This is a genomic window from Fimbriimonadaceae bacterium, assembly GCA_023957775.1.
Taxonomy (GTDB): Bacteria; Armatimonadota; Fimbriimonadia; order Fimbriimonadales; family Fimbriimonadaceae; genus JAMLGR01.
This window is the reverse complement of record JAMLGR010000012.1, coordinates 108378-131073: the sequence shown is the minus strand read 5'-3', so window position 1 is coordinate 131073 and position 22696 is coordinate 108378. Positions and strand designations below refer to the sequence as shown.

The following is a 22696-nucleotide window of genomic DNA, read 5'->3' as shown; positions in this document are numbered from 1 at the left end:
CGCTTCGCTCGCTTTCGAGGACGCAGCAGAACACCGCAAATCTCGTGGTGGGCCCAGCTAGATTCGAACTAGCGACCTCGCCCTTATCAGGGGCGCGCTCTAACCAACTGAGCTATGAGCCCGACGACGGAGAAGGATACCCCCAGAGCAACGCCCGCGGAGCGCAACCCCGACGCACGGACTTGCTCGTGGCACGGAGAGTGGCTTATCCTTCCACCATGAAGGCCCTGCTCCTTGCCTGCACCCTCCTCGCCGCGTGCCCCGCCCGCGCCGATGTGCCGGATCTGCCCGGCCCGGGATCCATCTCGTACCAGTGGCCCGGAACGCAGACGTTCCTCGACCTCTCCTGGAGCTGGAAGGTGGCCGGAGGGGGCTCTTGGCGCTCCGAAGCGTTGAGCTGCGACAATTTGTGCGAAGGACCAAAGATCGGACACGTCACGCACTCGGTCTGCGACCTCTCGTGCGACCTACCGTGCCCGGGAGGGCACCGGCTCACCGCCGAGCCCAGGCTGGTCAGCCAAACAGGTCGGGCGCTCATGAGCGACTTCCGAAAGTTCGGGATCCCCAACCCTGAAGGGTTCGCCGCAGGGGTCGACGCCGATGTGCAAGCGCTCGCGCGGGGCGATCTGCTCACCAACCCCGCGTATCAGCAGCACTTCCGGCTCGACTGCACGAACACCACCCCCTGCTCCTACCTCGGCCGCCACGTCCAGTACCGCACCTACGAGCTGACCATCGCCTCTTCCCTCTACCGCACCACCACCTTGCCCGACGGCAGCTCGCTGCGTACTCAAGGGCCCAAGACCACCTACACCGCGGAATACGACATCTACCTGCCCGACCTCCTCTCGGACCGCGCTCCCCGCGTGATCTGCCGCTGCGAAATCAACATCCAGCCCGAGGAGCACAGCAACGCGTTTCTGCCCGGTGGAGACCCCGTGCAGGACGATCAGGAGTTCGCCTCCATCGAACGCGACGGAAAACAGGAACCCCTCACCACCGGCGACTTCAACAACCTCGAGTTCGCCATCGACGCCCAGGACATGAACACCGCCACCATCGCCTGCACGTCGTGGCCCGAAGGCGTCTCCAGACTCTTCATCCCCGCCGGGTGGGGCCTCCAGAACCTCGACGGCGAGGGCCAGTCCACCCTCCTCTCCACCAACGCCAACTTCCAGTTCGTCGAACCTCGCCCCTTCGGGCCGTTCTCGAACGGACCCACCGCCACCGTCCGCACCCTCTGCCTCCAAATCGACCGACCCGAGCCCCGCTCCGGCATGAAGTACCGGCTCGTCCCACCCGCCAACCCCGCGCTCACCCGGCTCGCCCGAATGGCCCGAAGCGCCCGGGGAGGCGGACCGGCCGACCAAACGCGACTCTGGATCGTGACCGACCACGCGTCGCTCGACAAGATCGCCGAAACCCTCTTCCCGCCGCCCACGCCAGCCACCTACCTCCACGAAGCGCGACGAGCGTGGGAACAAGGCGCCCTCGGCGTCCAAGAAGAAGCCGTGCGGAAGATCCTCCCGCGCGAACTCCTCCTCACACCCGGTATGTCCGCCAGCGACGTGGTGTGGCTCGTCGAGCAAAAGCTCCTCGTCGAAGGCACCGAAACCGGCGCGTGGATGCGCGGCCAAACCGACCTCGTCGAGAAGGCGTTCGAACACAGAAACGGTCCCGCCCAAATCGCCGCACTGGCCAACTCCTTCCTCGAGCGGGGCGATTGGCGAACCGCCCTCTGGCTCGTGGCCGAAGGCACTCCCCCCAACCAACGCAAAACCGTCGCCGAAACGCCCGCTGGGTACGGCGTCGGCCTCCTGCTCGCGCGCACCCCGGCAGCCAAGGACGCGTACCAGAAGTGGGTGGATGCCGTGCAGCCGGCATGGGCGGCGTTTGCGAACGACAAACGACCATAATCCCCCATGGCCGTGCCGATCCTCTGCTACCACAAGGTGGGCTCCGAAGCGGAGGAGGGGCGGCGGCTGAACGTGGACCCCGCACGGCTGCGCGCGCACGTGCGGTACTTCGCGCGGCGCGGGGCCCGCTTCGCCCTGGCTCGCGAACTCGCCGAGCCCTGGCCCGCCCGGGCCGTGTGCCTCACGTTCGACGACGCCTACGCGTCCACCGTGGAACATGGACTGCCCGTGCTCCTCTCCGAAGGCGCGCGCGCCTCTCTCTACGCGGTCCCCTCGCTCGTGGGCGCCACCTCGGCCTGGGACGGCGAGCAGGCGCGCCCCCTCGCCGACTGGGATGCCCTGCGCGAGGCCCAAGCCCAAGGGTTTGAAATTGGAAACCACACCATCACCCACGTGCGCGCCTCCGCCATGGACGCCCCCGCCTTCGCCCAAGAGGTCGAACAGGCCCAACGCCGACTCCAAAGCGAAGGGCTCGAACCCAGCAGTTTCTGCTACCCCTACGGCGCGTGCTCGGCGACGACCCGAACGGTGCTGGCCGAGCAGGGGATCCAGGTCGCCCTCGCGCTGGGAAAACGCGCCGCCGAACCCGCCGACGATCCCCTCGCCCTGCCGAGAATCGTCGTCGCGTTCAGCGACGCCCTGCCCAAGCTGCTCTACAAACTCCACATCCGCCCCAAACTCCCGTAAGGCGAAACCACAAACCACAAACCACAAACCGACGCGAAGCGTCTAACCTACACAACAACCCTTCGTAGACAACCGACCCCCTCCCTCGCTAAAATGACGGAAGGGTCGCTCGTCTCCGGGCTGACTTTGGAGGAACGGTTTCTCATGCACATCAAGCGAACACTCGCGCTCGGTACCGCGCTCGCCATGCTCACCGGCATCGCGGCCGCGCAGTTCGATGGACCCGCTCCCGTCGCGTGGCGGTGGACGCAACCCACGCCGGCGGCCCCGCTCGGCGCACCGCTCGTCGTCGACGACACCGTCTACGTCGCGGTCGGGCAACGCATCTACGCGCTCGACAAGGCCACGGGCAACCAGAAGTGGCGCTACCCCGCCGGGCTCCCCATCGAAGGCTACTTCCGATCCGGCGTGCTGAAAGCCGGGGACACGATCGTCGCCGCCGCGGACAACAAAACCGTCTTCGCCGTCGACGCCGCCACCGGCAACGCCAAGTGGCAGTACATCCTGCCCGTGCCCGTCATCGGCGAACCCGTCCTCGTGGAGAACGCCGTCGTCGTCGCCCTGTCGGACAACTCGCTCATGGCGATCAACGCGGCGGACGGTCAGCCCCTGTGGCCTGGACCCTACAAAGTCTTCGACGGCCTCAACCGCAACCTCGGCGCGCACAACGGCAACGTCCTCCTGTTCACCGCGACCTCCGAACTCCGCGCCATCGACGTCACCACCCAGAAAACCGTCTGGCGGGCGCGCTTCACCCAGATCGGGCCCGACGCGTTCCCCGTGGTCTACGGCGACAACGTCTACGTGATCAGCGGTCCCTTCGTCGCGGCGGTCAACGCCGTCACCGGCGGCGGCCGCGGCCAGATCGACACGCGCGAACAGCTCGGCCGCGCCCCGGCCGTCTCGGCCGAAGGCGTCTTCGTCGTCACTCGCGAAGGCAAGGCCCTGGGCTTCGACCTCGATCTGCGGCGCCAACTCTTCAACCCGGTCGAGCTCGGCTCGCTCCCGGCCGTGCGCCCCTCGGCCGTCGGCACGATGTTCCTCGCGCCGACCACCAACGGCGCCCTCAACCTGATCAACCCGAAGAACGGACAGACCGTGTGGAGCTACCTCGTCCGGCCCACGATCACCTCCTCCAACGCGCCCGCGACCGGCGGCCAAGGCGCCGATCCCGGCGGCGGCGGAGTGGGCGGCGTTGCCGGCGGCAAGGGCGGCGGACAACAGAAGACGCAGCCCACCAGCACCGAAGTGCTCGCGGTGGCCGCCACCGGACCCGCGGTCCTCGGAGGCAGCACGCTCTTCGTGCTCGTCGAGGATGGCAGCTTGCTCGCGTTCGACCGCAAGACCGGCGTGGACCTTACGTCTCCCGACGTCGAGATGCTCTGGCCGAACATGGGCGACCTTGTCTCGGGCCAACCACCGCTCGAGCTGATCTTCAAGATCCAGGACGAGGCGTCCGGCATCGACAACAAGAGCCTCAAGATCGACGTGGACGGGACCGAGCTCGAGCACGAGTTCGGACGGGACGGCATCGCCATCTCGCGCATCTCCAGCCTCGGCAAGAACAAGCCGCTCAGCAACGGCCGCAAGAAGATCACCGTGACCGTGAGCGACTGGATGGGCAACGAGACCCGCAAATCCTACTCGCTCGTCGTCGACAACTCGCTGCCCCCGCTGGTCCGCCCCACGGGCGACCAGGACACCACCGGCGGCGGTGCCGCCGGCAGAGGCAAGGGCGGCGCCATCGGCGGCGTGGGCGGCGGCACCCGCGGCGGGGGAGGCGGCGGCTAACGTCGACCGACCCCATGCAACCGGCGTTTTGGCAGCGACTGCTCGCGGCTGAGACGCACCCGTCCAAGGGCCGGGCGCTTGCAAAAGCGCTCGGCCCTTTGAACAGCGGCGCGGAGCGGCTCCTCTCCCACCCCCGGCTCACGCCTGCCGAACGGCAACGCGCCGAGAAGGCCGACATCGGCGCGCTCGAGCGCGCCCTGGAGGAGGGCGCCCGACTGCTCCTGGAACCCGACTACCCCGAACCTCTCGCGCAATCCGAACCCGCGCCCGCGCTCTTCGCCTGGGGCGATACGGCGTGCCTCCACCGACCGACCGTGGGCATCGTCGGCACGCGCGGCGCAAGCACGTACGGCAAGGCCGCCGCGCACAAGTTCGCCGAGGCGTTCGCGCGCGCGGGCGTCACCGTCGTCAGCGGCGGGGCGCTCGGCATCGACGCCGCCGCGCACCACGGCGCGCTGGAGGCGGGCGGCGCCACCGTGGCCGTGCTCGCCAACGGGATCGACAAGGTGTACCCCGCCGTCCACGCCGGGCTGTTCCGGAAGATCCGCGAAAGCGGGTGCCTCGTCTCCCAGTTCGCCGCCGGCATCGTCGCCACCCCGTATCGCTTTCTCCTGCGCAACCACGTCGTCGCCGCGCTCAGCCAGGCCCTGCTCGTGGTCGAGGCGCCAGAGCGCTCGGGGGCCCTTTCCACCGCGCACGCGTCCAACGACCTGGGCCGCCCCGTGTTCGTCGTCCCCGCCAACATCGAGAACCTCAAGTTTCGCGGTTCGCACGCCTTGATCCGCGACGGCGCGTCGCTCGTCGACCACCCGGACCAGGTGCTGGAAAGCCTGGGCTTGGAACCCTTTTCGCAAGAAAAGTCTCCCGATACGCTGACCAAAGTGCAGAAGCGTATTCTCGACACCTTGGCAACAACCCCTCAATCCGCCGAACATGTGGTGGACCGGTCGGGACTGGACGCCTCGGAAGTCATGGTGGAGCTCACCATGCTGGAGCTCTCCGGCCACGTCCTGCGCGAGCAGGGGGGATACGCGCGCAAACCATGAAATATATTGCGGACTTTCTCGGGCCGAGCGGCTTTGGGACCTACGAGGTGGACTGGAGCACCAGTGTGCCTTCGTTCGAACGGGTCAGCCGCCCGCCGGAGCTGCTGCTCGTTCCCGGATTCGTCGACATCCACATCCACGGCGCCTTCGGCATCGACTTCATGAGCGCGACGCAGGCCGACCTGCTCACCCTTTGCCGACGCCTCGAAGGGTGCGGCTACGAGGCGTTTCTGCCGACCACGGTCACCGCCCCGGCGTCGGATGTCCAAAGGGCGATCGACCAGCTCCCCGACGATCCGCTGATCGGCGGATTCCACCTCGAGGGCCCGTTCCTGAGCCCAGACTTCCCCGGAGCGCAGCCGCCGGAGGCGATCATCGATCCCCCCGTTGCGCCTGGCGAGTGGGACGCCATTCTCGATCATCCGAAGCTGAAGGTCGTCACCCTCGCTCCGGAGCGCCCGAACGCCCTCGACCTCATCCGGCGCCTGACCTCCCGCGACGTACGCGTGGGCATGGGGCACACCAACGCCACCTACGACGAAGCGCGGCACGGCTACGAGTTCGGCGCGACGCACACGACCCATACGTTCAACGCGATGCGCGGATTCCACCACCGCGAGGCGGGCGCCGTCGGCTACGCGCTCGCCAACCGCGACCTGATGTCCGAACTCATCTACGACCGCAGCCACGTTTCCAAGGAGGCCGCCGCGCTGCTCCTCAGCGTCAAGCCCGAGGACAACGTCGTGGCCGTGAGCGACAGCACGATGGCCAGCGGCATGCCGCCCGGCCAGTACATCGAGATGTGGGGACACCGGTGCGAGACCACCCGTGGCGAGGTCCGCCTCGCCGATTCCGGGGCCTTGGCCGGCAGCGCGATCACCTTGCTCGACGCGTTCCGAAACATCGCGGACGATTTCGGCACCGAAACCGCGGTTCGGCTCTGCTGCCTCAACCCCCGCAAGTTGTTGGGGTGGAAAGGCCGAGCCCGCGCCTATATCGAAATGAGCCTCGACTACGAGATCCTCGATCGGCGCATCAGAGAACGCGTCTAGGGTCTCCCGTCGTGCCAAACTAACACCCGTCGATGAGTATGTGGAGCACTTTGAAGCGGCTGCTGGTGGGCAAGCCGATCGCGACGAAGCATGCGCACCACGAACGGCTCCCGATCATCTTCGGCCTTCCCGTCTTCGCTTCCGACGCGCTCTCTTCGGTCGCGTACGCCAGCGAGGAGATCCTCCTCGTGCTGGTGTTGGCCGCTTCGGCAACCCAGCTTCGGCCCGAGTCGCTGCTCTACCTCGTCCCCATTTCGCTGGCCCTCATCGCGTTGCTGTGGATCGTGGTGTTCAGCTACATCCAGACGATCCAGGCCTACCCGCAGGGCGGCGGCTCGTACCGCGTCTCGTCCGAAAACCTCGGTCCCTGGTTCGGGCTCGTCGCGGGCGCGGCGCTCCTGATCGGCTACGTCCTCACGGTCGCGGTGTCCGTCTCGGCCGGCGCGGCCGCCATCGTTTCGATGGCCCCCGAGCTGCAGCCCTTCGGGGCGGCGATGGCCAGCTTCGCGGTGCTCGTGCTCATGATCCTGAACCTGCGCGGGGCGAAGGAGAGCGGGATCATCTTCGCGGTGCCGACCTACTCGTTCGTCGTGCTCGTGCTCGCCCTCGTGGGTTGGGGCTTCTACAAGGGCACCGCCGGAGGGCATCCGCCCCAGCCGCATACCCTGCCCCTCGGCCACGAGCCCAGCCTGGCCCTCGGCGCTTACCTGCTCATCCGGGCCTTCGCCGCCGGGTGCACCGCGCTGACCGGCACCGAGGCGATCGCAGACGGGGTTCAGGCGTTCCGCCCCCCGGAGGCCAAGAACGCCTCCCGCACGCTGCTGCTGATGGCCGCGCTGCTCACGTCCCTGGTGCTCGGCATCAGTTGGAGCGCCCAGCACTTCGGCATCACCCCCATGGACTTCCACGAGGAGGGCTACCGAACCGTCGTGGCGCAGATCGCGTTCGCCGTGTGGGGGGAGGGGCCGGGCTCCTTTGCGATCCTTACAGTCACGGCCATGATCCTGTTCCTCGCGGCGAACACCGGGTTCGCCGACTTCCCGCGCCTCTCTCAGTTCATCGCGCGCGACGGATACCTTCCCCGCCAGCTCACCTCGGTCGGCGACAAGCTCGTCTACCAGAACGGCATCATCGTGCTGGCCGTGCTCTCCGTCGCGCTGATTCTGCTCTTCAACGCGAACACGCACTCGCTCATCCCGCTCTACGCCGCGGGCGTCTTCCTCTCGTTCACGCTCAGCCAGTCCGGCATGGTCGCCAAGTGGGTGCGCGCCAAGCAGGTCACGTGGAAGACGTACGTGAGCGCATTCGGCGCCCTCACCACGGGCCTCGTGACGCTGATCCTGCTGGTCACGCGCTTCGCCGAAGGCGCGTACATCCTGCTCATCGCGCTGTCAGTGATGATGGTCGTGTTCTGGGGCATCCGAAGGCACTACCTGTACCTGGCGAACCAGCTTTCGCTCCGCCCCCGCGACGCCCTCGTGCCGGTCAAAACCACCGTCCTCCTCCTCGCCCCACGCCTGCACCGGGGCATCCTGCAGGCCATCGCGTACGCGAAATCGATGGCCGAGGACTGCCGCGCGATCCACGTGACCCTGGACCCCGCGACCGTCGATCAAGTGAAGAGCGATTGGAACCGGTTCGGGGCGGACATTCCGCTCGTGATCCTCGAATCGCCCTACCGATCGCTGATCGAACCCATCACGGACTACATCGACCAGTATCTCGCAGAGGAGCCCGACCACATCATCACAGTCATCGTGCCCCAGGCCGTGCCCAAGCGGTGGTGGCAGGGCCTGCTGCACAACAACGCGGCGGTGGGGCTCAAGATGGCCCTGCGCAGCCGCAAGAACGTCGTGATCACCAACGTGAGGTACTTCCTGAAATGATCGTCGAATCGTATGAAGACGTGATCGTCCTGTCCGGAGCCTTGCGCTCGAACTTCTGGGACACGATCCACACCGCCATCTCGCTCACCTTGAAGCGGCATCCCACCGGCGTGATCATCGACTGCTCGGGCCTGACCGAAGCCACCCCCGAGGGCGCCGAGACGTTCCACGACGCGATGGACTTCATCAAGGAGCACGACGCGCGCATCATCGTCGCCGCGGTGCCCGCGCCGATCCTCGAGGTGCTGAAGACCGTCCCCGAAGTGCGCTCCCAACTCCCCATCGCCGCCTCCGTGGAAGAGGCGCGGCGCTCGCTCGACCTGCTCGTCGAGGAGCCCAAGAAGAAGAAGCAGGCGCCCCCTTCCACGGACGAGCAGGTGCTGGTGTGCCTCTTCGGCGACGACAACGACCGCGCGGCCCTGCACCTCGGTTCGAAGATCGCGGACACGCTGCTCGCACGCATCGTGCTCGTCTACGTCGTGCTGATGCCTCGGGACCTTCCCCTGCAGGCGCCGATGCCGGAGGATGAGGAGCTGGCCGCGAAGGCCATCGACCACGGCAAGGCCTACCTGGCGGAGCGGAACATCAACGCCACCGCAAGGCTGGAGCGCGGCCGCGATCTCGCCTCGGCGGTCCAGGAGGTCGCGAACGAGATCAACACGTCGCACGTGGTCGTGCCGCTCTCGCCGGATCCGGTGAAGATGGAGGCGAACCAGAAGCTCGTCCGTTCGGTTCTGGAGAAGGTCGCCGACATCGTCGTCTTCGTCCGCGGCGCCCAGTAGCTACTTGGCGCTGGCGCGGCGGAGGCGGTCCCAGACGGCTTCCCACTCGGGCGTTTCGGGGGGACTCTCCACGCAGATCACGCCGGCCATGCCGTCCAGGGCGTGCAGCGCTCCGTAGAGGGCGGCGGCGTAGGCTTGGGGGTCCTCCGGCATCTCGATCTGGTGCGGCCCCGCGGGATCCGCGAAGCAGAGCCCCGCATCCTCGTCGTCCAACAAATCCACGAGCCGCAGCTCCGCGTTGGGCGCGTAGTGGCGCTCGGCCATGCCTGGCGAGCGCCGGGGCCCGTTGGGAGGCGCCGCGCTCAGGGGTCCGCCCAACGCCGCTTGGAGATCGCCTCGCGAAACCCCTCCGGGACGCAGCAGCCGAGGCGGGTCGCACGTGAGGTCGATCACGGTGGACTCCACGCCCACCGAGCAAGGGCCCCCGTTCAGCGCCAAACTCGCATGCTTCGCGATCCCTTCGTCGATATGTTCTATTTTGGTCGGCGAAAGGTGCATGTACTGGTTGGCGCTGGGCGCGGCGACCGGACGGTTCGCCATCGCCAACAGCGCGAGCGCGACCCCGTGGTCCGGCATGCGCACCGCCACCGTGTCCAATCCACCGGTGACGTCCAGCGGCAGGTCCGGGTGTTTGGGCACGACCAGGGTGAGCGGGCCGGGCCAGAAGCGCTCCGCGAGCTGGTGCGCGATCTCGGGCACCTCGCTGCCCACTTCGTTGAGCTGGTCCGGCGCGGCCAGGTGCACGATCAAAGGGTTCTCCTTCGGCCGACCCTTGGCCTCGTACACGCGTCGGATCGCGTCGGGGTTGGTCGCGTCGGCGGCCAGCCCGTAGACGGTCTCGGTCGGGATCACCACCAGCTCGCCTCGCTGGAGAGCGGCGGCGGCCAGCGCGATGTTCTCGGGGGTCGGGGCCAGGATCTTCATGGAATCGCTCTAAGCATGACTTCTCGGGGCGCCCGAATGCCCGTCCACCACTCAAAAGAGAGCGCCCCCTGGGCCACCAACATCGATTTGCCGTCGGCCACGCGAGCGACCCGCCCCGTCGCGGCACGGACGAAGGGCTCCGCGGCGGGTCCGTAGGCGAGGTCCATCGCCACGGCGCCCGGCGCCAGACCGTCCCAATCGACCGCCACGCCATCGCCATGCAGCCCGCCCGAGGTCGCGTTCACCACCACTCCCGCATCCCGGGCGTTGGGCTCCTCCAACACGGTGCCGTCCAGCCCCAGCTCCGCCAACATCTGCTCGGCGCGCGCGCGCGTTCGGTTGAACACGCGCAGCTCGAAGCCCGCGTCGGCCAGGGCCACCGCTGCGGCCCGCGCGGCGCCTCCGGCCCCCAGGAGCACCGCCACCGAGCGCGGCAGGGGATCCAGCCCCTCCAAAGCCTCCCTAAAGCCCGGCACGTCGGTGTTGGTCGCCCTTCCCGCCGCCAAGTCCAACGTGTTCGCCGCGCCGACGCGCACGGCGAGCGCATCGGGATGGGACGCCCACGCCAACGCCTCGGCCTTCAGCGGCACCGTGATGTTCACCCCTCGCGCCCCCTGAGCGGCCAGCCGTTCCAGGGCTGCCCGCAACTCCCCGGACGGCACGCGGATCGCGCCGTAGCGCTCGCGCATCCCCAACGCCTCGAACGCCGCGTTGTGCATCGCGGGCGACCAGGAGTGCCCCACCGGATCGCCGAGAACGGCGTACGCCAGCCCATCGGGCGCGTCCCGCCACTCGAAGACGCTCATTGCGGCTTGGCGCGGAAGGTCCAGAGCTTCTGCCCCATGAAGTTCCAGAAGGCGACGGCGACGGTGGCGACCGCGGTCGCGATGGCCCAAGACCGCTTGGGATGGCCCGGGATCACCGAGTTCAGGCCCGAAGCGATCAGCGTGTTCAGCACCATCCCGATCACGGCCACGGCCACGAACTTCACCAACTGCCGGTGCCGGTCCTCCTTGCCGCGGATGCGGAAGGTCCACCGCCGATTCCAGATGAAGGAGTTGAGGATCGCGACGCTCGCGGACACCACCTTGAACACGGTGAAGCTGATCTGCGTCGCGTCGCCCGCGTCGGGAGCCACGCTGCCGGTCGCGGTGAGGAGCCAGCGGCCGAACGCGAGCGAGAGCAGCTCGCCGTTCACCGTGAGCACGAACATCAGCACGTAGTGCAACCCCACGTCGATCACGGTGGAGGTTCCACCCACGATGCAGAACTTGATGAACTGGCGGACCACCGGCCGCCCCATCAGCGAGGAGGTTGCGGACACCGCGCCATTCTGCATCAAATCCCCCTCTTTCCGCAGGGCGCGGTGGAACGTCCGGCGCACCAGGAACTCGCCCATGCGGCTCACCTTCGTGCCGATGAAGTCCCGCCCCGTCATCGGGCGCACCCACACGGAGTCGATGCCTGCGCGGTTCGCACCCAGCACGTCCGTGAAGAGCTGGTCGCCGATCATCACGGCTTCGTCCGCCTCGACCCCGAACTCGTCGAGCGCCATCTGGTACATGTGGGTGCTGGGTTTGAACCGCCCGCGCCGGAAGGCGATGTCCAGCTCTCCCGCGAGACGCTCCAACCGCTCGGGGTGGCGGGTGTTGCTCAGGATGCACATCTTGAACCCCAACTGTCGCGCGTGGGCGATCCAGGCACGGGTGGTCGCGGGAATCTCGAGACCCCGCCACGGGAGAAGGGTGTTGTCCACGTCGAGCAGAATCAGCGTCTTCCCCTTGGCGTGAAGTTGGTCCAGATCCACGTCCACGAGCGTTTCGACCGACTGGAGGGGACACACGCGCCGGAGCAGGAACGGCACGGCGGAGCGATCGAAATCGCCGATGGGAAAGCCGCTCACGGCCGCTCCGCCAGAGCCGCCTTCCGCTTCTGGATGTTCTTAAGGTGTTCCGAGTAGGTCGCCGAGAAGAGGTGGCGGCCGTCGGGCAGCGCCACGTAGTAGAGGTAGTTGTGCTTCGCGGGGTGCAGCGCGCCTTCGATGCTCTTCACGCTCGGCGAGCAGATCGGTCCCGGGGGCAGCCCGGCGTGGAGATACGTGTTGTAGGGCGAGTCCGTCTCCCGAATCTGCTTGAACGTCAGGTTCTGCCACTTCTTCATCGCAAACAACACGGTCGCGTCGATCTGGAGACGCATGTTTCGGGCGAGCCGATTCTCGATGACACCCGCCACGATCGGGCGCTCCTCGTCGCGCATGACCTCCAGCTCGACGAGCGACGCCACGGTGAGCACCCGGTGCAGGTCCTTGGGCCGGTCGAGCCCCGTCCACACCCGCTTCTCAAAGTTCTTCAACTGGCGCCTCACCACCTGCTCGGCCCCGAGGAGAGGCGGCAGGTCGTAGGTGTCGGGGTACAGGTAGCCCTCGAGGCTGTCCTTCGGCAGCGGGAACTGCACGTACCCCTCGAACGCCTCGGGTTTGGCCACCCACTCGTTGTACTGGGCGGCGGTGGTGACCCCTTCCCGCTCGAGGATGTTCGCGGTGCGGGTGCTCCAGTTCGTCTCGGGTATGCGCACCATCTGCCGCACCGGCTTGCGGAGCGCGGCCAGGAGGGGGTCCGGCCTCAGGCCCGGCCGCAACTCGAAGGTGCCTGTGCCCACGTCCTGCGCCTTGCGGCGCAGCAGGGCGTAGAAGCGCATCGCCGCCGCGTTGCGCACCGCCCCCTTGGCCTGCAGGTCCGCCAGAACGCGCTCCAATGGGGTGGCGCGATCGATGCGCACGTAGAAGGCGGGGCCGGGGGCGGTGGGTTCGATCTCTCGCTGGAGCCACAGCGCGGCGCCCGCGAGCGCCATGAGCGCGGCGACGACGATCCACCGTCCGACCTTACGACGCGCCTTGGGCATCAAAAAACCTCTCGAGGATCACGCACGCCGCCGCCGCGTCCCGGCGCCGGCGCCGCTGGCTCGCCTTGTCGTAGACCAGGCCCGCTTCGGCCTGGATGCTGCTCATCGACTCGTCCTGGGTGTGTACGGTCCACTTCAACTCTTCCAAACGCTCGGCGAGCTGCGCGCAGACCCGCGACATCGCCGTGGACTCGCCCCGCTCGTCCAACGGCAAGCCCACGACCAGCGCCCCGGCCTCCTCGCGCCGCGCCACTTCGTCGATCGCACGGGCGTCGCGTTGGAGCGAGCCGGAAGCCGCCAGGGTTTCGAGCGGTGAGGCCACGCGCAGGTCGGAGTCGCCGACCGCCAGCCCGATGCGCTTCGAACCGAAATCCACGGCCACGACCCTCATCTGCGGAAAGCCTCGAGCACCGACTCGTGGAGCCATCCGTTCGAGGCCACCGCGCACGTGCTCGGGTGGAGGCCGCCGTCGAAGTCGGTGAAGCGCCCTCCGGCCTCTTCGACGATCACTTCCATCGCGGCCAGATCCCAGCGCGCGACGATCGGGTCGATCATCGCCTCGACCCTTCCCGTGGCCACGAGCGCGTACCCGAAGGCGTCGCCCCACGTGCGCGTGGCGCGCGTGCGGTGCGCGAGGTCGATGAGGCCGTCCAGGCGTCCGTGCTCGTCGAAGGCCTTGTGGCTCCCGCACGCGAGCACGGCGCTCGCCAAATCGCTTTGGGCGGAGACCCGGCACGGGCGGCCGTTCCAGAACGCGCCTTGGCCGCGCTCCGCATGGACCATCTCGTCGAGCGCGGGAAAGTAGCACGCCCCCAGTTGGGGCACGCCCTCGATCTCGTAGGCGAGCAGGGTCGCAAAGAGCGGCACGCCGCTGATGAAGGATTTGGTCCCATCGATGGGGTCGAGCACCCAGCGGCCCGCGCCCGAGCCCGAGGCCCCCTCCTCCTCGCCGAGGATCGCCTCTCCCGGATAGGCCCGAGCCAGCATCGCGCGCACGGTGGTTTCGGCTTCTCGATCCGCGACGGTCACCGGCGACGCGTCGGCCTTAAGCTCCACCGGGGTCCCGATTTGAAAGTGGGCGAGGGTGCCGCGCCCGGCTTTGACGACCGCATCCAGGGCGAATTCGAGCCGTGGCGACATTCGGCAATTCTACCGGCGGGCGGGCGCCCCCGACACGAGATCCTCGTGCGAGAGGATCGTCGTCCACACCGTCGTGCGCCGCCCGTCCATGCGCGTCCAGATCGGCACGATCGTGCCCCGGTGGGCGGAGATGTTGTTGTAGTCGCCGAAGAACGCGCCGGTCCCCGGGGTGAACGGCTTCTCGCTGACCACGGTCTCCTTGAACGTGGCGCCCCCGTCGGTCGAGTGCGCCACCACGACGTCGGTTCGAAGGTCGTCGTAGGCGCGGCGGTCGTAGTAGACCGCGTAGAGGTAGCCCGTGGCATCGTCCACGGCCAGCCACGGGAAGAACTGGTGCTTGCCGGGGCCGTCCTTGTTCACGCGCAGGGGTTTGGACCACGTGTCGCCCCGGTCGGTCGATCGCGTGAGAAACACGTCGGTGTCGTTTTCGCCCGCCCGCTGGTCGGCCCACAGGATGTAGAGCGTTCCCGCGTGGGGTCCTTTGCTGTTGTCCACCATGAGGACGGGCATCCCGTTGGCGCGCCCGATGCCGGGAATCGTCATGTCCCACCCGCCGACCTGGGGGCCGACGACGACGTCCTTCTTCAGCCACGTCTTGCCTCCGTCCGCGCTGCGGTCGAAGTAGAGCGTTCCGCTCAGCGACCACGCCACGTAGACGTTGCCCGCCGCGTCGATGGCCGGGACGGCGCCTTCGGTCGTGTCGTCGCCGTCCAAGCAGTCTCCGGAGAGGTCGTTGATCCTCACCGCGGGACTCCACGTCTCGCCCGCGTCGCCGCTCGCGCTAAACAGGATATTGGAGTGGTCGGTCGGGGCGCGCGAGCCGTACTTGTCGAACTGCGTCCACGAGACGCATAGGAACGGTTTCGTCGGGTGGGCGGCCGGCCACGCCTTGTCCTGATCGGCGGGGTGGTTGAACCCGATCGACGCGCCGTCGGACCACGTCAGGCCCCCGTCTTTGGACTTCTGGCACACGATGCGGTCAAGCCACCCGTTCGGTTGGCTGCCGTTGGAGAGGTGGAAGAAGTAGAAATTGCCATCGGCGTCGGAGAGGAGCGCGGGGTCTCCCGCCTCGCCGAGGCTGGACTTCATGGGAACCGACCGCCACGACTCGCCTCGGTTGGCGGTGGACACCGCGGTCTGCATGGTGGCGGTCAGGATGTTGCGCGGGTTCTTGCGGCTGACGGCGACGCTGGGTTCGAACCCGGTCCCATTGCCTTCCAGCGGCCCGACCTGGACGTTTTTGAAGGGAGCCTGCTGTCCTCCAAGGGCCAGCGCAACCAGGGCGAGCGACGCGCGAGCGATCCCATGCATGGTTCGCCGAGCGTACCCTCGCCCTGGACCCGTGGAGGCGCTAGAACTTGAACTGGCAGCGCAGCGTCGTCACGTTGTAGCGCGTGGTGGAGAGCGAGGGGTCCTCCATCACCTCGTGGGTGAGGGTCACCATCGTCGCCGCGTTGATGAAGTACCGATAACCGAGCCCGTACTCCTTGAACAGATCGCCGTCGGTGTCGCGATCGGGATCGAACGTCCCATAGCGGGCGAAGATCTGGTTTCGGGCGTTTACGTTGTAGCCCACAAGGAGGTGGTAACCACCCAGTTTGTTGGCCGTGCGGCCCGCGCTCCCCGTCGCACTCGGCACCCGATCCTTGCCCACCATCGCCTCGGCGCGCACGAAGACGTTGGGATCCAGCAGTCCGTTGTGCTGCACGTCCGCGTAAAGGTAGTAACGGTCATCGACCTTGGGCGAAGTGCCTCCGCCTCCGGTGAACGCGGGACGATCGCCGCGAAGGTATCCGATGCCGGCCGTCGTGCGGTTGGTCTCGTACCGGACTCCCACGTACCCCGACTGGGCGCCTCCGTCCGGGCTGGCGAACGCCGACTCCTTATCCTTGACCGACAGGGAGTTGATCAGACCGGCGACGAGGGACGTGTGGTCGCCGACGCCATGCTTGACCTGCACGCCGCGCACGCGCTCGCCGTCCCAGAGGGTTCGGTTGTACTTCGAGCGCTCCGGGAATTCGCGCTGGCTGGACGAGCGACCGATCTCGTAGCCCATCGGGAGATCGAATTGGCCGGCTCGGAACTCCGTCGGCCCTCCGGCGCCCTCGCTCGCCACATAGGTGATGTACGCGTCCTTCAGCTCGGCAGCGGTCTGGGAGCTGCCCGTGGCGAGGTCGAAGCTGACTTTGGCGCTCGTTCGGGCATCGGCTTGGTAGCCGAATCCCATGCGCAATCGGCGGAGATTGAACGAGCTCTGCTCTTTGCCCTCTTCGCCGCTGTCCCGGTACTGGAACTGCAGGTAGTTCGAAAGCTTGAGCTTCTTCGCATCCTCGTCCTCGGCCTTGGGCGCCGTCGGACGGGCATCGATCCAGTCGTGGATGCCGGCGACGGCGTCTTCGACCTTGGCCAGTCGCTCGTTGATCTCCTGAAGTTCGGCGACGAGCTTCTTCAACTCGTCCAAGGCGCCTTTGTCGGTCGCGACATCGCCCTTGATCGCCAGTTCGCCGATCTTTCTCGAGACCTCCCTCGCGCCTGCCGAGAGTTCTCGGACTTCCGACTGGCGCTGTTCGAGCAGGGCCCTGGCCTGCTGTTTGTCAAGGGACGGATCGGCGGTGGTTCCCTGCGCGTTCGCGAGCGCCGCGACGGCGGCAAGTCCCAACCAGATGAGTTTCCTGTTCATTAAGAGCACCCCCATGCTCGTCTTCGCCGGCTTCTGCCGACGATGCGGACGCTTGGGAGTTTCGGGGCGGGCGATTAAGGCGACGTTAGCGATTCGTTAAGAGTGGGTTAAGGGGGACGGGAATCGGGGCGGTGGGTAACCTGCGACTCTATGAGAGCCGGACTGCTTGGACCCGTCCTTCTCCTCGTTACGACCTGCGGTGCGCAGTCTGGGCCGATGGCCGTCGACGCGCTGGACGGCTATGTCGCCAAGACGAGCCACTCGATCCAGGTGCGCGGAGAGACGATCGATTACACGGCCGTTGCCGGGCACATCCCGATCCGCAGCGACGCGGGCGAACTCGAGGGGCAGATGTTCTACGCGGCCTATTTCAAGGACGGCGCGGACGTCGGGAGCCGGCCGATCACGTTCGCTTACAACGGCGGTCCCGGTTCGGCCTCGCTCTGGCTGCACATGGGTGCGATCGGCCCGAAGCGCGTCGCGATGAACGACGATGGGAGCATGCCCGCGCCGCCGTACCACGCGGTGGACAACGAGGACACCTGGCTGCCGTCGACGGACATCGTGATGGTCGATGCCATGGGCACGGGCTACAGCCGCCTGGCCAAACCCGAGTTTGGGAGCCGGTTCTACGGGGTGCAGCAGGATCTGCGGGCATTCACCGAATTCGTGCGGGCGTTCTTGACCAAATACAACCGGTTCCGCTCGCCGGTCTACCTCGCCGGCGAGAGCTACGGGGGCATCCGCACGGCCGGACTCAGCGCCTCGCTGCTGCGCTCGGGAATCGCCTTGAACGGAGCGATCATCATCTCGGGGACGATGAACTACGCCACCCTCGACGCAGCGCGTGGCAACGACCTCCCCTTCATCGGTTTCCTCCCCAGTTACGCCACGACCGCCTGGTACCACAAGAAGCTCTCGCCCGCGTTGCAGAAACTGACCGTCGACCAGATCGCGGCCCAAGCCGAGGCGTTCGCAAAGGGGGAGTACGCGGCCGCGCTGCTCCAGGGCACCTCGATCGACCCCGCGGAGGAGACCCAGGTCGTGAAACGGATGAGCGCGCTCACGGGGCTCTCGGAGACCTTCATCCGACAAGCCCACCTTCGCGTGTCCGACGGCCGCTTCTTCAAAGAGCTGATGCGCGACGAGAACAAGACGACCGGGCGCTACGACGCCCGACTGACCGGAACCGACGCGCTGCAGGTCGGAGATCGTCCGGACTACGACCCCAGCGACGCGGCCACGGGCCCGGTCTTCTACGCGTGCATCTGCGACACGCTCAGCCAGGAGTTGAACTACCACACCGAGCTCAAGTACCGGATTCGCAACACCGACGGAGGGGGTTGGGACGAGGGGGACGCCGGCGGTTACGTCGACACGAGCGAGGCCCTGCGGTCGGCGCTCGTGCGCAACCCCCACATGCGCCTGCTGATGTGCTACGGGTGGTACGACCTCGCCTGCCCGTTCGGAGCGGCTCACTACACACTGAACCACATGGACCTGAACGACCAGGCCCTTTCGAGAATCTCCTGGCAGTACTACACCGCCGGGCACATGATGTACATCGAGAGGGCGTCCAGAGAGAAGCTCGCGCGCGACGTGGCCGAGTTCATCCGCCTTCGCTGAAGCTTCGGCGGACGGTGTCCTGCCGTTTGGGCGAAGCCCCGGCAACGGCGAAGCCAGACGAAGCCTTGGCGGAGTCTGGTGGAGGCAGGGGGATTCGAACCCCCGACATCCTGCTTGCAAAGCAGGCGCTCTCCCACTGAGCTATGCCCCCACGGCGAGGCCAGAGTTTACCGCCGTCGCCGTCCCGGCAAAACTGCTGGTCTACAATGGGATTTTCTTGCAACCGCGACCCAATCGTGTTACAGTGGAGCTGGTAGAACGACTGCCGTTCTCTCAGCAGATCATTGAGTTGCTTGCGACAGGGGCATGCCCCGCCGATCGGCAATTTCAGGGGATACATTAAAGATGAAAAGACTCTTAACATTGACGTTTCTTGCGGTGTGCGCGTCGTCCTTCGGCCAAGTGTGGGTCGAGGTTGGGGATGCGCCGGAACTCCTTCCCGGGCAGTTGACCCTCGGTTCGGGCCCGTTGACGACGATTCGCGGCTCTTTTGACGCCACGACGAACGCCGACGTCTACTGCATCACGATCACCGACCCGGGTGCGTTCAGCGCTTCGACGGTTGGCGGCACGACGCTGGACACGCAGCTCTTCTTGTTCAACTCCAGCGGCTTTGGCGTCACGTTCGACGACGACGATCCTGCCGGGACTGGCCTCCAGTCGAAGATCACGGGCGCGTTCGTTCCGGGACCTGGGACGTACTTCCTCGGGATCTCGCGCTGGGACTACGATGCCAACAGCGCCGGCGGAGAGATCTGGCTTGACACACCGTACGGCGTCGAGCGGGCTCCCGACGGCCCCGGTGCGGGAGGACCTCTCTCGAGCTGGGCCGGCACCGGCACGACCGCCGGCGACTACTCGATCGCCCTGACCGGCGCGGGCTACCACGCCCCCGTCCCCGAGCCCGCTTCCATGCTGGCGCTCGGACTCGGCGCGGCGGCCATGCTGCGGCGACGCAAGAAGGCCTAACGTTCTTCGTTGCCTTTTGGGGAGACCGGGTTCCGCAAGGAGCCCGGTCTTCTTTGTTTTAGGACCCGTCCCCCTTGAGCAACTCGCGGCCCCGTCGTGCGTCTGTAGGGGTATGCGGACCGCTCTCCTCGCACTCCTCGCGTTCTTGGCCCTTCCCGCGTTCGGGCAGGAGGTCGACCTGGGCAAACCGATCGACGACGGCGTGCGACCGTTCGTCGTGGGGGCGCTCACGGCGGTCCAAAAGGACCCCAATGCCAAAGCGCGGATCGAGCCTTTCGCGCTCGGCCTCACCGGCTGGAAGATGCGCGGCATGGCGCCGTTCCTCTTCTCGACCTACGAGGCGCTGCAGTTCAAGGTCGCCGCGCTGGGCTTGGGCGTTTGGGACCCCGATCTGGGCAAAGCCATGGCCGCCATCGCCGACCGCGCCAAACCCGACGAACCCGCCACGCTCACGGACGACGAGCGCTCCAAGCTCAATCTGGGCACCATCGCCCACGCCGAGCGGTTCACCAAGCTGGGCGGTGTGCCGCAGTGGGAGTACTTCGTGGGCGCGGGGCTTGGCGAACTCGGCACGAACCTCACCCTGTGGATCTACATGCAGGAGGAGGAGTCGCTCGCCACCGACCTCACGAAGAACCTCAAGGGTCTCGGTGAGAAGGCCGACAAGGCGCCCAAGGGTGCCGACAAGGAGTTGGTCGCAGACCTCAAATCGCTCGCCGGCATGGCCAAGGACAAGTACGCCCGCCCCGACATCGAGAAGATCGCCGAGGCGGCCACCAAGGCCATGCAGCGAGCGCTAAAGGCAGGCTAGCCCCGACCTACATCTTGCCGACGACCGCGTCGCCAAACTCGCTGCACTTGAGCAGCGTGGCTCCCTCCATCTGCCGGTGGAAGTCGTAGGTCACCGTCTTGGCGGCGATCGCACCGTCCACACCCTTGAGGATGAGGTCGGCGGCCTCGGTCCAACCCATGTAGCGGAACATCATCTCGCCCGAGAGGATGACGGACGACGGGTTCACCATGTCCTTCCCCGCGTACTTCGGCGCCGTGCCGTGCGTGGCCTCGAAGATCGCGTGGCCCGTGGTGTAGTTGATGTTCCCGCCCGGGGCGATCCCGATGCCCCCCACCTCCGCGGCCAGCGCGTCGCTGATGTAGTCGCCGTTCAAGTTCATCGTGGCGATGACGTCGTACTCCTTCGGGCGCAGGAGGATCTGCTGCAGGAACGCGTCGGCGATCACGTCCTTCACGATCAGCCCGTGCTCCTCGATGATTTGCCACGGCCCACCCTCGTAGTCCACCGCGCCGTACTTCTCCTTGGCGACCTGGTAGCCCCAATCGCGGAAGGCGCCCTCCGTGAACTTCATGATGTTGCCCTTGTGGACAAGCGTGAGGCTCGGACGCTTGTTCGCGATCGCGTAGTCGATCGCGGCCACCACGAGGCGGTCGGTCCCGGCCCGCGACGAGGGCTTGATGCCAAAGCCGCTCGACTCGGGGAACCGCACCTTGGCGTACCGGTCGGGGAAGTGCTCCTTGAGCAGGGCCGCGAACTTCTTCGCGTCCTCGGTGCCTTCCTGGAACTCGATGCCGGCGTAGATGTCCTCGCTGTTTTCGCGGAAGATCACCATGTCCACGGCGCCGGGGTCCTTCACGGGGCTCGGCACCCCTTCGAACCACCGCACGGGGCGCAGGCACACGTAGAGGTCGAGGATCTGGCGCAGGGCCACGTTGAGCGATCGGATGCCTCCACCGACGGGCGTCGTGAGGGGACCCTTGATGCCGACCAGGTAGTCGCGAAACGCATCCAGCGTCGCGTCCGGGAGCCAGTTGCCCGTCTCGTTGAACGCCTTCTCTCCCGCAAGCACCTCGCGCCACTCGATCTTGCGCTCGCCTCCGTAGGCCTTCGCGACGGCCGCGTCGAAGACCCGGACGCTGGCGTTCCAAATGTCGGGGCCGGTGCCGTCGCCTTCGATGAACGGAAGAATCGGATCGTTGGGAACGTGAAGTCCCTGGGCGGACATGGTGATGGGAGAGGGCATGATTGCCCGGAGTTTACCGACTGCGTGCCGCCACGACGAACGACAAACGACCGCCGACAAACGATACAATGAACCATGAAGCTCGCGATCTACCCGGGATCGTTCGATCCCCCGACGCTCGGGCACATGGACGTGATCGAACGGGCCGCGCGGCTTTTCGACACGCTGATCGTGGGCGTGGGAATCAACCGGGCCAAGAAACCGTTGCTCGAGGCGACGGACCGGGTCGAGGCCCTGCAAAAGAGCTGTTCCAGCCTGCCCAACGTGCGGGTGGAGACGTTCGAGGGCCTGCTCATCGATTTCGCCGAACGCACCGGGGCCCGCGCCATTGTGAGGGGCCTGCGCGCGACCGCGGATTTCGAGTACGAGTTTCAGATGGCGATGGTCAACCGCCGGCTGCGCGAAGAGCTGGAGACGGTGTTTCTCATGACCAAGTGGGAGTACTCCTACTTGAGCAGCAGCATCGTGCGCGAGTTGGCGACCCTCGGAGGAGACTACACGTCGATGGTGCCCGAGCCCGTCGCCGAGGTGTTGGCGCAAGCGTTGCGTTCTCCCTAGCGGGTTGTGGATAACTCGCACGATTCGAGGGAATCCTGCATGACCCTCGAACCCGTCATGTCACAATAGGAGCGCGGCGCGGCCCGCGCGCGCGGGTCTTGGAGGCGGAATTCGTGGACATTCTACGCATGCTCGAGCAATTGAACGATCTGGCCGTGGAGCAGCCCAGGACCTACCTTGGCGTCACGTTCGGCTTGAACAAGGAAGAGATCGCGATGCAGATCGCGAAGGTCCGCGCTTCCCTGCCCAACGAACTCAAGGTCGCCGCGGTGACCGTTCGCGAATCGGAGCGCATCGTGGACACGGCCCGCGAGGACGCCACGATGACCCTCACCAACTCGAAGAAGGAGGGCGAGCGGATCCTTCAGGACGCCAAGGCGACGGCCGACAAGATCCTCCAGGAAGCGAAGCACGAGGCCGAACGCATCGTGGAAGCAGGCCGCTCCCAGCAAGAGCGCATGGTGGCCGAGAGCGAGGTCCTCAAACTGGCCAAGGCCCAAGCCGAAGAGATTCGGAACAGCGCGGACCGGGACGCGGTGCAGATGCGGCGCGGCGCCGACAAGTACGCCTACGACATGCTGACGCAGCTCGAAGGGGTCGTCGGCAAGGTCATGACCGCGATCGAGCGGGGCAAGGGCGAGATCCATAAGCCCGACACCGCGGTGGTGAATCCGCGGGACCGCGAAAGGGCCCGCGTCTAGC

General features: G+C 66.9%; 21 protein-coding genes and 2 tRNA genes. 12 read left to right on the top strand and 11 right to left on the bottom strand.

Annotated features, from left to right (window positions below; all coding sequences use genetic code 11):
- Window positions 1–45: 45 nt before the first annotated feature.
- Window positions 46–122 (bottom strand) — tRNA-Ile (locus tag M9921_11310).
- Between the two features lie 96 nt (window positions 123–218).
- On the opposite strand from M9921_11310, the gene M9921_11305 reads away from it, so the two are divergent.
- The 7 genes from M9921_11305 (at window position 219) to M9921_11275 (ending at window position 9160) form a co-directional block, all read left to right on the top strand.
- Complete coding sequence (locus M9921_11305; GenBank protein MCO5297434.1) at window positions 219–1916, top strand: hypothetical protein; 1698 nt, start codon at window positions 219–221, stop codon at window positions 1914–1916.
- A 6-nt stretch (window positions 1917–1922) separates the two neighbouring features.
- Window positions 1923–2603, top strand: coding sequence for a polysaccharide deacetylase family protein (locus M9921_11300; protein MCO5297433.1), 681 nt, complete (start codon window positions 1923–1925; stop codon window positions 2601–2603).
- A gap of 144 nt (window positions 2604–2747) precedes the next feature.
- Window positions 2748–4394, top strand: a complete 1647-nt coding sequence (locus M9921_11295) for a PQQ-binding-like beta-propeller repeat protein (GenBank protein MCO5297432.1) — start codon at window positions 2748–2750, stop codon at window positions 4392–4394.
- Window positions 4395–4408: 14 nt separating this feature from the next.
- Window positions 4409–5440 (top strand): DNA-processing protein DprA, encoded by a 1032-nt coding sequence (gene dprA, locus M9921_11290; GenBank protein MCO5297431.1) that lies wholly within the window; start codon window positions 4409–4411, stop codon window positions 5438–5440.
- Window positions 5437–6492, top strand: a complete 1056-nt coding sequence (locus tag M9921_11285; GenBank protein MCO5297430.1) for an amidohydrolase family protein — start codon at window positions 5437–5439, stop codon at window positions 6490–6492. The genes dprA and M9921_11285 overlap by 4 nt, the downstream gene beginning before the upstream one ends.
- Before the next feature lie 32 nt (window positions 6493–6524).
- On the top strand, window positions 6525–8378 hold the full coding sequence (locus M9921_11280) for an APC family permease (protein ID MCO5297429.1): 1854 nt from the start codon (window positions 6525–6527) through the stop codon (window positions 8376–8378).
- The gene (locus tag M9921_11275; protein ID MCO5297428.1) at window positions 8375–9160 is read left to right on the top strand and encodes a hypothetical protein; all 786 of its coding nucleotides are present in this window, start codon (window positions 8375–8377) and stop codon (window positions 9158–9160) included. The genes M9921_11280 and M9921_11275 overlap by 4 nt, the downstream gene beginning before the upstream one ends.
- Here the strand turns inward: M9921_11275 and M9921_11270 are convergent, their stop codons facing one another.
- From M9921_11270 to M9921_11235, 8 genes are read right to left on the bottom strand one after another with little or no spacing between them, the layout of a single operon-like run.
- Complete coding sequence (locus tag M9921_11270; protein ID MCO5297427.1) at window positions 9161–10084, bottom strand: L-threonylcarbamoyladenylate synthase; 924 nt, start codon at window positions 10082–10084, stop codon at window positions 9161–9163.
- A complete protein-coding gene (gene aroE / locus M9921_11265; protein ID MCO5297426.1) occupies window positions 10081–10890 on the bottom strand; it encodes a shikimate dehydrogenase in 810 nt (269 codons plus the stop codon). The genes M9921_11270 and aroE overlap by 4 nt, the downstream gene beginning before the upstream one ends.
- Window positions 10887–11987, bottom strand: coding sequence for a YqeG family HAD IIIA-type phosphatase (locus tag M9921_11260; GenBank protein MCO5297425.1), 1101 nt, complete (start codon window positions 11985–11987; stop codon window positions 10887–10889). Before M9921_11260 ends, aroE begins: the two co-directional genes overlap by 4 nt.
- The gene (gene mltG / locus M9921_11255) at window positions 11984–12985 is read right to left on the bottom strand and encodes an endolytic transglycosylase MltG (GenBank protein MCO5297424.1); all 1002 of its coding nucleotides are present in this window, start codon (window positions 12983–12985) and stop codon (window positions 11984–11986) included. Before mltG ends, M9921_11260 begins: the two co-directional genes overlap by 4 nt.
- Window positions 12966–13376: a Holliday junction resolvase RuvX gene (gene ruvX, locus M9921_11250; protein MCO5297423.1), complete on the bottom strand. Its 411-nt coding sequence runs from the start codon at window positions 13374–13376 to the stop codon at window positions 12966–12968. The genes mltG and ruvX overlap by 20 nt, the downstream gene beginning before the upstream one ends.
- Entirely contained in the window at window positions 13373–14125 is a 753-nt protein-coding gene (locus M9921_11245; GenBank protein MCO5297422.1) for a histidinol phosphatase, read from the bottom strand. The genes ruvX and M9921_11245 overlap by 4 nt, the downstream gene beginning before the upstream one ends.
- A 9-nt stretch (window positions 14126–14134) precedes the next feature.
- A complete protein-coding gene (locus M9921_11240; GenBank protein MCO5297421.1) occupies window positions 14135–15436 on the bottom strand; it encodes a glycoside hydrolase in 1302 nt (433 codons plus the stop codon).
- Between the two features lie 40 nt (window positions 15437–15476).
- Entirely contained in the window at window positions 15477–16805 is a 1329-nt protein-coding gene (locus M9921_11235) for a porin (protein MCO5297420.1), read from the bottom strand.
- Window positions 16806–16955: 150 nt separating this feature from the next.
- On the opposite strand from M9921_11235, the gene M9921_11230 reads away from it, so the two are divergent.
- The gene (locus M9921_11230; GenBank protein MCO5297419.1) at window positions 16956–18431 is read left to right on the top strand and encodes a hypothetical protein; all 1476 of its coding nucleotides are present in this window, start codon (window positions 16956–16958) and stop codon (window positions 18429–18431) included.
- A gap of 76 nt (window positions 18432–18507) precedes the next feature.
- Here M9921_11230 and M9921_11225 read toward each other — a convergent pair.
- A tRNA-Ala gene (locus M9921_11225) sits at window positions 18508–18582 on the bottom strand.
- Between the two features lie 194 nt (window positions 18583–18776).
- Between M9921_11225 and M9921_11220 the strand changes: the two genes are divergently transcribed.
- Together M9921_11220 and M9921_11215 are read left to right on the top strand one after the other, a co-directional pair.
- A complete protein-coding gene (locus tag M9921_11220; protein ID MCO5297418.1) occupies window positions 18777–19400 on the top strand; it encodes a PEP-CTERM sorting domain-containing protein in 624 nt (207 codons plus the stop codon).
- Window positions 19401–19512: 112 nt separating this feature from the next.
- Window positions 19513–20211 (top strand): hypothetical protein, encoded by a 699-nt coding sequence (locus tag M9921_11215; GenBank protein MCO5297417.1) that lies wholly within the window; start codon window positions 19513–19515, stop codon window positions 20209–20211.
- Window positions 20212–20218: 7 nt separating this feature from the next.
- Here the strand turns inward: M9921_11215 and icd are convergent, their stop codons facing one another.
- On the bottom strand, window positions 20219–21436 hold the full coding sequence (gene icd, locus M9921_11210; GenBank protein ID MCO5297416.1) for an NADP-dependent isocitrate dehydrogenase: 1218 nt from the start codon (window positions 21434–21436) through the stop codon (window positions 20219–20221).
- A gap of 75 nt (window positions 21437–21511) precedes the next feature.
- Between icd and coaD the strand changes: the two genes are divergently transcribed.
- Together coaD and M9921_11200 are read left to right on the top strand one after the other, a co-directional pair.
- Entirely contained in the window at window positions 21512–21994 is a 483-nt protein-coding gene (coaD, locus tag M9921_11205; protein ID MCO5297415.1) for a pantetheine-phosphate adenylyltransferase, read from the top strand.
- 128 nt (window positions 21995–22122) lie between these two features.
- Window positions 22123–22695: a hypothetical protein gene (locus M9921_11200; protein MCO5297414.1), complete on the top strand. Its 573-nt coding sequence runs from the start codon at window positions 22123–22125 to the stop codon at window positions 22693–22695.
- Window position 22696: the final 1 nt, after the last annotated feature.

Excerpts from the sequence above, each read along its gene's own strand:
- M9921_11305 (MCO5297434.1), top strand. The coding sequence starts at position 219 with ATGAAGGCCCTGCTCCTTGCCTGCACCCTCCTCGCCGCGTGCCCCGCC.
- M9921_11300 (MCO5297433.1), top strand. The coding sequence starts at position 1,923 with ATGGCCGTGCCGATCCTCTGCTACCACAAGGTGGGCTCCGAAGCGGAG.
- M9921_11295 (MCO5297432.1), top strand. The coding sequence starts at position 2,748 with ATGCACATCAAGCGAACACTCGCGCTCGGTACCGCGCTCGCCATGCTC.
- dprA (MCO5297431.1), top strand. The coding sequence starts at position 4,409 with ATGCAACCGGCGTTTTGGCAGCGACTGCTCGCGGCTGAGACGCACCCG.
- M9921_11285 (MCO5297430.1), top strand. The coding sequence starts at position 5,437 with ATGAAATATATTGCGGACTTTCTCGGGCCGAGCGGCTTTGGGACCTAC.
- M9921_11280 (MCO5297429.1), top strand. The coding sequence starts at position 6,525 with ATGAGTATGTGGAGCACTTTGAAGCGGCTGCTGGTGGGCAAGCCGATC.
- M9921_11275 (MCO5297428.1), top strand. The coding sequence starts at position 8,375 with ATGATCGTCGAATCGTATGAAGACGTGATCGTCCTGTCCGGAGCCTTG.
- M9921_11270 (MCO5297427.1), bottom strand. The coding sequence starts at position 10,084 with ATGAAGATCCTGGCCCCGACCCCCGAGAACATCGCGCTGGCCGCCGCC.
- aroE (MCO5297426.1), bottom strand. The coding sequence starts at position 10,890 with ATGAGCGTCTTCGAGTGGCGGGACGCGCCCGATGGGCTGGCGTACGCC.
- mltG (MCO5297424.1), bottom strand. The coding sequence starts at position 12,985 with ATGCCCAAGGCGCGTCGTAAGGTCGGACGGTGGATCGTCGTCGCCGCG.
- ruvX (MCO5297423.1), bottom strand. The coding sequence starts at position 13,376 with ATGAGGGTCGTGGCCGTGGATTTCGGTTCGAAGCGCATCGGGCTGGCG.
- M9921_11245 (MCO5297422.1), bottom strand. The coding sequence starts at position 14,125 with ATGTCGCCACGGCTCGAATTCGCCCTGGATGCGGTCGTCAAAGCCGGG.
- M9921_11240 (MCO5297421.1), bottom strand. The coding sequence starts at position 15,436 with ATGCATGGGATCGCTCGCGCGTCGCTCGCCCTGGTTGCGCTGGCCCTT.
- M9921_11235 (MCO5297420.1), bottom strand. The coding sequence starts at position 16,805 with ATGAACAGGAAACTCATCTGGTTGGGACTTGCCGCCGTCGCGGCGCTC.
- M9921_11230 (MCO5297419.1), top strand. The coding sequence starts at position 16,956 with ATGAGAGCCGGACTGCTTGGACCCGTCCTTCTCCTCGTTACGACCTGC.
- M9921_11220 (MCO5297418.1), top strand. The coding sequence starts at position 18,777 with ATGAAAAGACTCTTAACATTGACGTTTCTTGCGGTGTGCGCGTCGTCC.
- M9921_11215 (MCO5297417.1), top strand. The coding sequence starts at position 19,513 with ATGCGGACCGCTCTCCTCGCACTCCTCGCGTTCTTGGCCCTTCCCGCG.
- icd (MCO5297416.1), bottom strand. The coding sequence starts at position 21,436 with ATGCCCTCTCCCATCACCATGTCCGCCCAGGGACTTCACGTTCCCAAC.
- coaD (MCO5297415.1), top strand. The coding sequence starts at position 21,512 with ATGAAGCTCGCGATCTACCCGGGATCGTTCGATCCCCCGACGCTCGGG.
- M9921_11200 (MCO5297414.1), top strand. The coding sequence starts at position 22,123 with ATGCTCGAGCAATTGAACGATCTGGCCGTGGAGCAGCCCAGGACCTAC.